At 68.5% G+C, this 12,526-nt stretch carries 10 protein-coding genes and 1 pseudogene; 3 read left to right on the forward strand and 8 right to left on the reverse strand.

From position 1 onward, the window contains the following. Positions 1 to 77: 77 nt before the first annotated feature. Complete coding sequence (locus ACT89H_RS24180) at positions 78 to 947, reverse strand: SDR family NAD(P)-dependent oxidoreductase (RefSeq protein WP_445110942.1); 870 nt, start codon at positions 945 to 947, stop codon at positions 78 to 80. Next, the gene (locus ACT89H_RS24185; protein ID WP_445111050.1) at positions 944 to 2,566 is read right to left on the reverse strand and encodes a GMC oxidoreductase; all 1,623 of its coding nucleotides are present in this window, start codon (positions 2,564 to 2,566) and stop codon (positions 944 to 946) included. Before ACT89H_RS24185 ends, ACT89H_RS24180 begins: the two co-directional genes overlap by 4 nt. Before the next feature lie 188 nt (positions 2,567 to 2,754). On the opposite strand from ACT89H_RS24185, the gene ACT89H_RS24190 reads away from it, so the two are divergent. Beyond that, positions 2,755 to 4,035 (forward strand): cytochrome P450, encoded by a 1,281-nt coding sequence (locus ACT89H_RS24190; protein WP_445110943.1) that lies wholly within the window; start codon positions 2,755 to 2,757, stop codon positions 4,033 to 4,035. A 43-nt stretch (positions 4,036 to 4,078) separates the two neighbouring features. Here the strand turns inward: ACT89H_RS24190 and ACT89H_RS24195 are convergent, their stop codons facing one another. Further along, on the reverse strand, positions 4,079 to 4,501 hold the full coding sequence (locus ACT89H_RS24195) for a winged helix-turn-helix transcriptional regulator (RefSeq protein ID WP_445110944.1): 423 nt from the start codon (positions 4,499 to 4,501) through the stop codon (positions 4,079 to 4,081). 88 nt (positions 4,502 to 4,589) lie between these two features. Here ACT89H_RS24195 and ACT89H_RS24200 point away from each other — a divergent pair, with 88 nt between their 5' ends. Continuing rightward, positions 4,590 to 5,405 carry an NAD(P)H-binding protein gene (locus tag ACT89H_RS24200; RefSeq protein WP_445110945.1) on the forward strand — a complete coding sequence of 272 codons (816 nt, stop codon included), beginning with the start codon at positions 4,590 to 4,592 and terminating at the stop codon, positions 5,403 to 5,405. A gap of 127 nt (positions 5,406 to 5,532) precedes the next feature. Here ACT89H_RS24200 and ACT89H_RS24205 read toward each other — a convergent pair whose 3' ends face one another. After that, on the reverse strand, positions 5,533 to 5,799 hold the full coding sequence (locus ACT89H_RS24205) for a hypothetical protein (RefSeq protein WP_445111051.1): 267 nt from the start codon (positions 5,797 to 5,799) through the stop codon (positions 5,533 to 5,535). Positions 5,800 to 5,865: 66 nt separating this feature from the next. Here ACT89H_RS24205 and ACT89H_RS24210 point away from each other — a divergent pair, with 66 nt between their 5' ends. After that, positions 5,866 to 5,991: an Rv1535 domain-containing protein gene (locus ACT89H_RS24210; RefSeq protein WP_445111052.1), complete on the forward strand. Its 126-nt coding sequence runs from the start codon at positions 5,866 to 5,868 to the stop codon at positions 5,989 to 5,991. Between the two features lie 26 nt (positions 5,992 to 6,017). Here the strand turns inward: ACT89H_RS24210 and ACT89H_RS24215 are convergent. The 4 genes and pseudogenes from ACT89H_RS24215 to ACT89H_RS24230 form a co-directional block, all read right to left on the reverse strand. Then, a pseudogene (locus ACT89H_RS24215) lies at positions 6,018 to 10,172 on the reverse strand (cation-translocating P-type ATPase); the annotation flags it as partial. 134 nt (positions 10,173 to 10,306) lie between these two features. Continuing rightward, entirely contained in the window at positions 10,307 to 10,735 is a 429-nt protein-coding gene (locus tag ACT89H_RS24220) for a hypothetical protein (RefSeq protein WP_445110946.1), read from the reverse strand. 307 nt (positions 10,736 to 11,042) lie between these two features. Beyond that, entirely contained in the window at positions 11,043 to 11,816 is a 774-nt protein-coding gene (locus ACT89H_RS24225) for a class I SAM-dependent methyltransferase (RefSeq protein WP_445110947.1), read from the reverse strand. Between the two features lie 262 nt (positions 11,817 to 12,078). Next, a complete protein-coding gene (locus ACT89H_RS24230; RefSeq protein ID WP_445110948.1) occupies positions 12,079 to 12,372 on the reverse strand; it encodes a hypothetical protein in 294 nt (97 codons plus the stop codon). Between the last annotated feature and the right edge of the window lie 154 nt (positions 12,373 to 12,526).

Raw genomic sequence — 12,526 nt, forward strand, 5'->3', positions numbered from 1 at the left:
CCGCGTCAGCCCGGCTGCGGCGGGCCGGACGCGTCTCAGCGGCTGGAGGTCGAGCCCGCACGCCCGGTCCTGGTGGATCAGCGGCGGAATCTGCGTTCCAGGAAGTGCCGGGCTTGGTCACGGTGGACTGCGGACCAGGCTTGAACCCGGACCGTCCACCAGGGGGCGATGTCGTGGGGTTTGGCGGTGACGGCGTGCGCGATGAGGTCGGAGGCTTCGTCGACGGTCAACCCGGGGATGCGGCTGAAGTCGGTGGGAGCGCTCATTCTGGTGTGGACCAGTGGCATATAGACCGAGGTGGTGGTGACATCATCGCAGGCGATTTCGACGGCCACGCTGCGCAGCCAGACATCGAAGGCCGCTTTCGAGGCGAGGTAGGCCGACCAGCGCGGGCTCGGCGGCATGAGCACACCCCAGGTGGAGACGTTCACGATATGCCCCTGCTTGCGTGCACGCATGGGCGGTAACAGCGCGAGCAGCAGCCGCACCGGGCCGAGATAGTTGATATCGATGGTGCGGGTGAAATCGTGGAAGCGGTCGTAGGACTCGGCGATGGGCCGCCGGATCGACTTTCCCGCGTTGTTGATCACGACGTCGATGTGCCCGTAGTCGGCCAGCAGCGTCCGGCCGAGCAGGTCGACGGCCGCCATGTCGGTCAGGTCGGTCGGGTACGCGTGGGCGGTGCCGCCGGCGGCGGCGATATCGGCGGCCAGCTGTTCCAGTTCAGGACGGGACCGGGCCACCAGCGCCACCACCGCCCCCGCCGCGGCCAACTTCCGCGCACTGGCCTTGCCGATACCGTGCGAGGCCCCGGTCACCAGCACCACCTTGCCTGCGACAGCCGCCCGCAATGATTCCTCGGTGGGCCGGAACGTCGGGTACAGCAGCCGGATCGCCAGCCGTTCGGCGAGCGACCGCCCACGGTGCGTGGCCGCAGTCCCGTTCACAGCTCTCGAACGATCTGTTCGATATTGCGCTCGGCCAGCGCGCTGATGGTCAATGAGGGGTTCACCGTTCCGGTGCTACCGGGCACTGCCGCCCCGTCCATGACGTACAGGTTTCGATGACCACGCACCCGGCCGTATCCGTCTGTCGCGAGTCCGATCACCGCGCCGCCCAACGGATGGGAGGTGAACGAGGCGTCCGCGTCCACGGCCGGCCGAGAGATGGGCCGACAGTTGCAGGCCGCGTTGTCGTTCACTTCCCGGGCACGCTCGAGATAGCCCGCGGCGCCGCCTGCCGGCCATTGCAGCTCCACGCGCCCGTCGGCCGGGTCGTAGACGAACCGGCCACGGGTGTCGTCCAGCACGATGCCCAGCGATGCGAGCAGGGTGACGTCGAACGGCGTCGTGCCGGGGATGAACCAGCTCTCCAGCGACACGGGTACGCCCGCCTCGTCCAGGATCCGGCTCGCGGACGGCGTGCCCTGCGTGCCCACCTCGAACGTGCTGAGCGGCCGTGCCAGGGCGACATCGCCGTTGCTGCCCCAGCCTTCGCCGATGTGCTCGTTCAGGTTCGCCAGCGCGCCGGTTGCCCGTGCACGCACCAGCAGCTCGGTGGTGCCGATCGAGCCCGCGGCCAGGAACAGCATGTCGCAGGTCAGCGTCCGGGTGCGGAGCACCTCACCGGTCGGGGCCAGTTTGGTCACGGCAACGGTATAGCGACCCGACGCCGCGGGTTCCTCGGCGATGGCATCCACGCGATGCCCGGGATAGATCCGGGCACGGCCGGTGTCCTCGGCATAGCGCAGATAGTTCTGGTTCAGATCGAACTTCGCGCCGTTGGAATTGCCGAGATTCGAGCAGCCGACCGTCGCCGACGGCCTCGATCGCCCGGCTAGCTCGGCGCGAACGACATCCCAATTCCAGGTGCCGTCGATGCGCTGCGGCGGATAGCCGGCCGTACGGACCTGTTCGTCCCAGGCCCGCGAGTGCGCGAACGCGAAAGAGTTGTAGATGTCGTCCGGTATCACACTGGGCCTCAACATGTTCCGGACTTTGGGGTAGTAGACGTCATGCATCTCGCGATAGTCGACCACGCCACGGAACACCTGCTCGAAGAACCGCTGCTCCGGTTCGATCATCACCCCGGTGAACACCACCGAGCCGCCGCCCACACACGCACCGCGCCACACGTCGATGCCCGGATAACTCGTGACATCGAGGACCCCGCCGAACGGGTCGATCGCCAGCGGGATCCGGTTCACCCCGGTGAAGGTGGTGCGGTGCCAGAAGCCGCGGCCATCCGGAATGGTGTCGGTGGCGAAGATGTCACGCCATGGATCATTCGGCCATCGGGACCCGCGCTCGAGCACCGCGACCTCGATCCCGGACTGCGACAGGCGCAGCGCGGTGACCGACGCCCCGAACCCCGATCCGATGACGATCGCGGGCACATGATCGGCTGGATCCGGCAGCGGCGCGAAGATCTCCGGCACCAGCATGCGGTACATCGACGTCCTCGGGCTGGCATCGACGTTGTCGGCCCATGCCGTAGACGCGGCCGTACTCGCACCCGCCAGACCCAGCACCGTCGCGGCGCCCTTGACGAACCCACGCCGGTCCATCGTGCCCTTCGCCCGATCCGACCGCCGCTCCGTCACCTCCAGCAACCAAACGTGACAACCATCGTTACTGCCTTTCTGGCCCGGTCAACCACCGGCTCACGGGGGCAAATGCCGACAGGATCAATAGCAGCGCTACGCCGTAGCTACTCTCTATTATGAGCAGTGGGTCGGGAGTGAGGGAGGTGTCGATGTCGACTCGCGCGTGGATTCGGTGGCTGCTCACTCATGGCCTGCTACGGACCTATCTCCGGTGGTCGGCGCATCGGGGCGACCCGCTCGGGCAAATCGCCGTCGGCCAGGATCGCTTGCTCGGCTCCTCGCCGTACATCGAGGAGATCCGGCGGCGGGGGCGGATTCCCAGTATGTCGGGCGTACATGTGACGGCGGACTACGAACTGTGCCGGCTCATCCTCCGAGACCGGCGCTTCGGTGTGGTCACCCCCAACCATCCAGCACTGCCGAAGCCGGTCCGCTGGATGATGACCAAAACGGATCTGGGACTTCCCAATATCGGGGAACCGCCCTCCATGCTGGTGACCGATCCGCCGGATCACACCCGGTACCGGCGCTCGGTCCGACAGGCATTCGGCCCGAAGGCGATCGCCACGCTGGAGGAGCGAATTACCGAAGTGACCAAGGACTTGCTCCACCGCCTGGAATCGAAGTCTCGCCCAGATCTGATCAACGACTTCTCCGCACAACTGCCGGTCACGATCATCGCCGAGATTCTCGGGTTGCCCGCCGACATGCACGCGACCCTGCTGAAATGGGGAGACACCGGCGCGCCATTGCTCGAAAGAGGCCTGGCCTGGACCACCTACCGCCACGCCATGGAAGACCTGGTGGAGGTCAAGCAGTACTTCGACCACTACTTCGACGGGCTCACCGCAGAACCGAACAACGATGTACTCGGCATGCTGGTGACAGGTGGCGAACTCACCCGGCGCGAGCAGGTGGCCAACGCGGCCCTGCTACTGGACGCCGGATTCTTGACGACGGTGAACATGCTCGGCAACGGAATCGTCCTATTGACCAGCCATCCGGACCAGCTGGAACTGCTGGCCGCGCAGCCGGAGCTGTGGCCGAACGCGGTCGAGGAAATCCTGCGCTACGACGGTCCCGTGCGGATGACCGGCCGAGTCGCGAACAGTGACGTCGACATCGATGATCAGCACATCAAATCGGGTTCCCTGGTCCTGCTGTCGTTGGCGGGCGCCAACAACGACCCCTCGGTGTTCCCCGAGCCCCAACGATTCGATGTGACCAGGGCAAACGCCCCGGAACATCTCGCGTTCAGCAGCGGAATACACGGCTGCCTCGGAGCCAGGCTGGCCCGGCTGGAGGGCACCGTCGCGCTGCGAACTCTCTTCGAGCGGTACCCGAATCTGCGCCTGGACGGCCCGCCGATCCCCCACCCCCTCCGAAACCTGCACGCCTACCGTTCCATGCCCGCCGAGCTGATCGCCTGAACACGACGAGACCACGGGTGGTGCCCGAGGTGACGTTCGATCGTCAGCGGATCTCGTTGGCGGGGTGGGCGGTGTCGTAGGCGAGTCGGGCGGCGGCGATGCCGGCTCGGTGTTCGAGTGACCAGTCGGCGAGTGCTTTGACCAGGTGCGTGAGGCTCGTGCCGGTCGAGGTGAGGCGGTAGTCGACCTGGGCGGGCACGGTCGGATACACGGTGCGAAGCACCAAGCCGTCTCGTTCCAACCGGCGCACAGTGAGGGTCAGCATGCGCTGGGAGATCCCGTCGATCGCACGCTGGAGTTGCCGGAACCGCCGGGGCCCGTTGGCGAGTTCGACGATCACGAGCACAGACCACTTGTCGCCGACCCGGTCGAGGACATCCCGGATCCCGCAGTCGGGGTGATCGATCTTGCCGCACGGGTCGAGCTGGGCGGCTCCAGTGGTTACCTCGGTGTGCGTCAGTGACACGAGACTGCCTCCTTGTGAGCCGGACATAGCCGGTTCAGGATCTCTACCGTAGTTACCGAAGAGAACCACGGTAGGAGACACAACCGCAATGATCATGGTCACGGGCGCGAATGGGCAGCTGGCCTCCCTCACGCTAAAGAAGTTGGCCGAGCGCAGGATCCTCGCCGTGGGAGGCAGCCGAACGCCCACCGAAGGGCAGCGCCACCTCGACTTCGACAACCCCGACACCGTCGATTTCACCGGTATTTCGACCCTGGTCGTCGTCTCTGCCGGATATGCGGAGGACGACCACGTCATCGCCCGCCACCAGAGGGTCCTCGACGGCGCGGTCCGCGACGGCGTCGGCCATGTGGTCTACACCAGCCTGACCGGCGTCGGCGACCACCTCGGGTTCGCGCTCGCCCACCGGGCCACCGAGCGAATGATCAAGGCCAGCGCAATCCCGTGGACAATACTGCGCAACGGGCTCTACGCCGAACTCTTCGGCGCCCTGCTGACCTGGACTCCTCGCGGCCTGGAGTCGGCCTTCGGAGACGGTGCGCTCTCCGCGGTAGCGCGGGACGACCTGGCCGCTGTTGCCGCAGTCGTCGCAAGCAAGCCAACCGCGCACACCGCGAAAACCTACGATCTGGTGGGGGACCCGTTCACCGCCACCGACATCGCCGAGCGTCTCGGAGTCGCGCACCACACTATCGGGCTGGACGAGTACCGCGCCCGCCTACTCGCCGACGCCGCCCTCCTGCCGTTCCAGCCGCCGATGCTCGCGTCGATCGCCACCGGCGTGCGCCACGGGTTTCTCGACAACACCAACCCTGACCTCGCGCGACTGCTGGGCCGACCGCTGACGGACCCACTCACCGTCGCCGCGAGCACCGCCGACACAATGCGGCCCGGTACGCACTGACCCCGATGGTTCGTCGCACGCGCCACAGTTCGACATAGGTCTCGCGCCCGCACGCGCGCCGACTCGAGCGAGCCGTGCCGTCGACCGTTCGCCGGAGATGCCGCAGCTTCAGCCGCAAGGTCCTGGTCTAGGCCTCTTCGAGGGCTTCGCCGATTTGGTGGGCGACGCGGTTGTGCTGATTTTGCAGCAGCCAGTGGCCGGTCGCGAGGACGACCGCGACCGGCCATTCGATGATCTCGGCGGCGGCCAGGGCGCCGAGGGCACCGTAGTACGCCAACTGCTCGGGCCGGGGAATGCGGACTCGGCCGAGTCTCGGCAGGTCGACGGCGAAACCTTGGGCGGCCAGCACGCGGTCGACGGCGTTTTGGTGGCTGGTGGGTGATTTTTCGGCCATGTTTTGGCTTTCTGTCATGGTGTGTTCGAGTATTCGACGTCTGGCATCCGCAAGGTGTCCAGTGTGATGAGTGCTGGTGCGGGTGCGAGCCCCGATTCATTGACGGGTGCGTTGACCCAGGTGCTCGCGGTGCCGCTGCGTGAGTTGTACGCGGTGCTGTGGCGCTTCGGGGTCATCGAGATCATCGACTGATCATCCCGCTGTTCCTCGACCCTGGCGAGTATCCGGGGAGCGACGGCGGCGACGGCGGTCGCGACGGCGGCCGTCGACAACGCCTGCAACCAGCCGATCGGACCCAGGGGTGTGCTGCCGAGCAGTTGACTCACTCCCGGCGTGCTGATCAGTGCGCCGAGCGTCAGCAGTGAGCCGGCCGCGGTGGCGACCACCAGCGGGCTGTGCGAGTCGATGAGTGTCTGCCCCAACTGGGTCGCGACCAGCGCCACCAGCGCCACCGTCGACGCGCGCCGCCGCCGGCCCGTCAGCCTCGCCAACACCCATGCGGCCATGGCGGCGGAGGCGGTCGTCGCACCGCGCACGGCAACCGTCCGCCACAACGCGGGCCGTTCGGGCCCGCGGCCGGAGTAGCACAGCGCGGCACTCGGCGGGCTGACGGCGAGGGCGGCGGCAGGCAGCGCGTCGGTGAGGATGTTGACCAGCAGCAATTGGCGGGCGTTCAGCGGCGCCCGGCCGGTGAGCGCGGTGCCCGCGATGGCGAAGGCCACTTCGCCTGCGTTGCCGCCGAGCAGTACGGCCACCGCCGACTGCACCCGCCGCCACAGTTGCCTGCCTTCGTCGAGCGCGTCCAGCAGGGCACAAATCCGGCCGTCGAGCAGCATGACGTCCGCGGCGGTGCGGGCGGGGTCGCTGCCGTGCGCGGCCACGCCGATACCGACGGTCGCGGCGCGGATGGCCGCGGCGTCGTTGGAGCCGTCACCGACCATCGCGCACACGTGCCCCAGCCGCTGGATCGTTTCGACGACCTGGACCTTGTGTTCGGGCGACATTCGGGCGAATACCCGCCGGTTCTGCACTGCCCGCTGCTGTTCATGCCGGGACAGCGCTTCCCATTCGGGGCCGCTGATGACCTGATCGTCGGTGACGGGCAGGCCCGCTTCGGCGGCGATCGCGGTGGCCGTCACCGGGTGGTCACCGGTGATCAACCGCACCCCGATGCCACGGTCGGCCAGCTCGGCCAGCACCTGGGCCGCGTCCGAGCGCGGGGTGTCCGACAAACCCAGCAACCCGGAAAACCGCAGCCCGGCACCGCACAACTCGGCGAAGGCGTCGGCGTCGTCACGAACCGATCGGGCCTGCGTTGCCGACAGCCGCCGGGTGGCGACGGCGATCACCCGCAGCCCCGCGGCGGCCATCTTGCCCACCTGCCGCTGCGCCGCCTCGTCGGCATCCGCGCATGCGGCCAGCACCGCCTCCGGCGCCCCCTTGATATACAACCGCGTCCCGTGCACGGACGCCGAGAACGGACGACCCGATCGGAACGACAGATAGGCGGTCGGCTCGCCGCAGTCGAGGTCTCGCCCGGCATCGGCGACCGCGCGGTCGGTGGCATGCTCATGCGCCTCGCCGTTGGCTGGGGGTGTGGCCCGCACGGCGTGGGTGAGCACATCGTCGTCGGAAGTTCCGGTCGCGGCGTGCACCGCGGTCACCCGCAGTCGGTTCTCACTGAGCGTCCCGGTTTTGTCGAAGCACACCACGTCGACGCGGCCGAGTGCCTCGACCGACCGCGGGCTGCGCACCAGCGCACCCGCCTGGGTCAGTCGCCGCGCCGAGGCCTGCTGAGCCAGTGTCGCGACCAGTGGCAGTCCCTCCGGGACGGCGGCGACGGCGACGGCGACGCCGCTGCTGACGGCTTGGCGCAGACCGGTGTGCCGCAACAGCCCGAGCGCGGTGACCAATCCGCCGCCGAGCAGGCTGAACGGCCAGGCCTTGCTGGTCAGATCCTTCAGCTGGCTCTGCAGGCCGACCGTGGAGCTCTCGTCGTGCGCGATGGCGGTAGCGCGGCGGGCGTGGGTCTGCTCGCCGGCATCCGTGACGATCGCGACCGCGGTGCCCGCGACCACAGTCGTGGTGGCGTACAGCATGCAGGCGCGTTCGGCAACAGGCGCGGCCGGTGTGGCGTCGGTCTGCTTGGACACGGGCAGCGACTCCCCGGTCAAGGACGACTCGTCGACTTCCACGTCGAGCGCGTGGGTGAGCCGTCCATCGGCGGGCACCACTTCACCGGACCGTACCTCGATGACATCACCGGGGCGCAACTCGGCGGCATCGACCATCACATAGCGACCAGCGCCGATCAGGGTACGGGCCGGTGGGTCCTGAGTGGCCAGCAATCGCCGCAGCAGCCGTTCGGACCGGATCCGCTGGGCCGCCGCCAAGGCCGCGTTCCCGGCCAGCACCGACCCGACCAGGATCGCGTCGACCGGCGAGCCCAGCACCGCGCTGGCCGCCGATCCCACCGCCAGCACCGGAACCAACGGGTCGGATAGTTCCACGCGCATCGCATGGGCGAAATCCCACACCGCCCGACGCATCGGCTCGAGGACCGAGCGCGCGGGATGGGCGGTGGACGCCGGCCGCGATCGTTTGTCTGCTTCCTCGGGCGGCGGTGGCAGCGCACGACGCACCTGCTCGACGGACATGGCGTGCCACTCGTGCCCGCTCACCGCGGCAGGCAGCGGGCTCGCGAGTGCCGCGCGGGCCAGCCGATATCCGGTCCAGGCACCGGCGGCGGCTCCGGCGCTGACCGGACCCGAGCCCCGGCCGCGCACCCCGGGAATCATCAGCAGCGCACCCAGCAGGGAAGCGCCGGTGGCGATTTCGACGCCGCGTTCGCTGGCGCGCCGGGCCGCCGACAACGCGTGCACCATCCGCCACACGCTGTCCAGGTCGTCCACGAGCAGGTCGGCGTGCCACGGCGGCGGCCCGCCCGCGGTGACACCGATCGCGACGTCGGCATCAGCCAGTGCCTGCGCCGCGGCACCCGACACCACCGCCACCGTGCGACCCTGGCGCTGCAAGCGGTGCACCGCGCCGATGAGCGCTTCATCGACCGACCCATACACCGGGTCCAGGTCGTCGAACGACGAACGCAGGTCATCGAGCGTGTCGACGTCGACCGACACCACCTCCGCGTGACTGCGCCGCGCTTCGCGCAGCACCGCGCCCGCCAGCCGGTGATGCGCGTACCGCACCAGCACCGCGCCGCCCGTGCCATTGCCGGACACCGTCCGCGCGACCGGCTGCCACCCGGGCTGCCACGCTCCGCGGTCCAGTTGGTCCTGTGCCCACTGCCACACCGCCGCCCGCTCGTGCTCTGGCACCTCGCGAATGCGCGCGACCTGCAATTCCTCGCTACCCAATACCCGAGGATCGACCACCACGGCATCGACTCGGTCCAGGCGCCGGAACGCCCGCGGTCGCACAGTCAGCACACCGTGCCGGTCGGCCAGGCCGCGCGCGAGTGTCGCGGCGAACGACTCTCGGCCGATGCGGGCCGCTTTCGGCGCGGCGACTGTGACCGCGGTAGCGGCGCCGGCGAGATCAGAGGTCACAACGCCGATCGCCGGTGCGGCGGCGCCCTGCGCCGCTGCGCTGCGATCCCCGTAACGTTCGACCGGCCCTGGCGGCAGCGGCACCGGCCGCGCGCCGGGCCGGACATTGGCGACACACTCCGCATGCGGCGCGAGACGTGGTTCGCGACGTCGCCAGACCGCGGCCGCTGCGCGGGCCTCGGCCGCTTTCGCGAGGTGGATGAACACCTCGACGCCCAGCGAAGCCGGTTGCTGGGTGAGGGTGTAGGTGGCAGCGGCGGCGAGCGCGATCGCGGTATCCGCGGCGCCGGCGCCGAGGCGCTGCTCGACCGCGCGACGCAGCCGCGGCTGGTAATCCACGAGCGCGACAATCGCGTTGAGACCGGCAGGCAGCCGTCGCCAACCGCCCACCCGACCGGCCAGCGCCGCACCCAGACCCACGGCGCTCACCGCCGCCGACACCGCGCTACCGGCCAGCACGATACCGTCGGCGGGCAGGTCGACCGGCCGGTCACCCGAGCCGGACCGATGCCGGTGTTCGGCAGCGGCCACCACTTCACACAACTCGTCGACACTAGCCGGGTCGTCCACCCCGACGATGACCCTCGACAGCGGATAGTTCAGTGTCGCCGAGGTCACACCAGGATGTGAACGCACGGCGGCGAGCACCGCGGGCCCGAGCCCGTCGCTCGGCTCCCGACCGCCCAGGCCGCGCACCTCGATCCAGCAGCGACGACGGCCGCACCAACGTCTCCGGCCCGGACCACCACCGAGCAATTCCGACGCCGCGGCGGCGACGGCCTCGGCCACCGAACGCTCGAGCATCGGGGCCACCGGCACGCTGACCAGTTCCACCCCCGCCCCCGCGACGACCACAGCCGACCGCACACCTGCGTCCACGGCGCGCGACGGCACTGACGAGACAGTCCGTATGAGCTGACCCAGGTCCACGTCGGGAGCTATCGCTTGCTCGGCGTGCGCTGAGCCCGGGCAGCGTTCTTGGGCGTGGGAACCGCGCCCTCGTCCTCTTCGCGTGCCGTTCGATCGCCTTCCGGCGACGGCTCGGCAAGTCCTTGCTGATCCTCGGCGGTGGGCGCCGGTAGCCTGCCCGATCGCTGTCCGAGCCGCTGCACCACCAGGGCAGCGCCACCGACGCCCAACAGCACGGGCCAGTCCACCAGGCCCGTGGCGCCGATCGCGGTCAACGTCAACACCGCGGCCGGCGTCGAGTGGCTGCCGCTGCCCAACCCGCTCTTCACGCCGGCTGCCACCCCACGGACACCGCCGACCACGCCTTCCACAGCAGCGCCGCCCACCGCCCCGGCCGCCGCCGTCGTCGCATCGGCCGTCCGAGCGATCACGTCCACCAAGCCATCGGTAATTTTCATTATTCCTCCGTTGTGTTCACCTTCTAGACACTAAGGAGCAAACCGGAGTTTACCTCTGAGGAGGGGCCATGTACGCAGATAACTCCTCATCTTTCCGAAGCTGCGACCGAAGTGGCGACCTACACGCCATACCCCAGCAACCTCACCGCATTCATATATCGGTCGATCGACGCGGAAAGCGAAACCAGGGGTCTGCACGCACTCCGTCGGACAGAACTCGGCGGTGCGCACTCGGATGACGCGGCACGGAGAGGTTCGATCGGCGGTATTTCCGCAGCCGCAGCATGCGGTCACAGCCGCCTACCCGCTATACGGTGGCGTGGACGAGATAGCCCTGCGGGACCCCTGCGGTGCCGCGGGGAGCGTCCGGGAACGGCCAGCGCCCCAGATCGGTTCCGGCCGTTCCGATTCGAGTCGCGGTGGCTCGCCAGCCCCGGCTCTCGAGCAGGGTTTCCGGCTCTTCGGTCCCGTACTGCCACCTCATGCCGCGTCCGGCCAGGCTGTCGAGCATGGGTCTCATCGCCTCGGATTCGAGCAGGGAGGTGCCGACGAAGTCGATGAGCAGATGACTTCCGGTGGCGGACTGGCTCGTGATTCGGTCGAGCATCCGGCGTACGTCGGATTCGGTGAGGTATGGGGTGAGCCCTTCGACCAGCCAGCACGTACGCTGGTCGGCCCGGAATCCGGCGTGCACCAATGGGATGGTGAAGTCTGTCGCGAGATCGACGCCGATGGGTTGCCGGGTGCCGCGCGGTAGTGCCGCGCCGAGCAATTCGTGTTTGAGGCGCAAGAGATTCGGCCGATCGAGTTCGAATAGCACAGTGTCGTCGGGTAGGTCGAGCCGGTATGCGCGGGTATCCATACCGGCCGCGACGACAACAAACTGCCGGATGCCGCAGCCCACGGCTTCGGCGACAGCGTCGTCGAAGTATCTGGTACGCACCGGAATGATCGGACTGTCGCGCATGCCGAGCTGGTCGATCAGTTCCTCGCCTGCCGCACCCGCCAACCGAGCGGCGAACGGATCGTGGAACAGCCGGTCGGGGCGGGCCGACTCGGCGGCGCGCAGGGCTGCGGTCAACCTGGCAGTGGAGGCCACTGCGTCGATAACCACCTCGCCTACGTCGCTGGCCGGTGGTGCTGGGTGTGTTCGCTCGTGTCGCACGTACCCACTGTCGCGGGGTGGGACCGGGGATGCCCGTCGGGGCACGGAATACGGCGGTTTCCGACACCGCGAAGACCCCGTCCGGTGGATTCACGCACGCTCGAGCGGTTGGATCGGCACCTGATGCCATGCCTTCGATGTCGACGCCGAACCCGCCGGTCGTTGTGATCGTCCGGCGTCACCCTTTTCCGCAGGCGGCGACGATCAGGAGCGCGTACACGGAGCCGTCTTTTATGCCGGCGATCTGAGCTGCGGTCAATTTGTCTTCGTAGTAAGGGGTTTCGATCTCATGGTTGATCGCCAGCCCACATTCATCGCTCCATCTTCCCTCAGCGACCTGGACGGAGACATAATTACGTTCGCCGGGCACCAGATTCACCCGCGAAGGGCTGGGCGAGCTCGGTGGCAGGAGTTGCGCCACAGTGACCTTGTCGAGGTAGGCGTACGCCTCGTTCTCCGGTGTGAGCCACACTCGGATACCCCCACAGAACCGCCACCACACAGATAACCCACGCGGCTATCTTGAACGCGCGGCGGCGAGACGGGTTATCTGCGGCCTGTGCGTCCATGGATGGCACGGTAGTCGTGCGCGTGAAGCACACTCAGCCGAAAGACGGCCGGCAGCT

It is taken from the genome of Nocardia aegles (assembly GCF_052545135.1).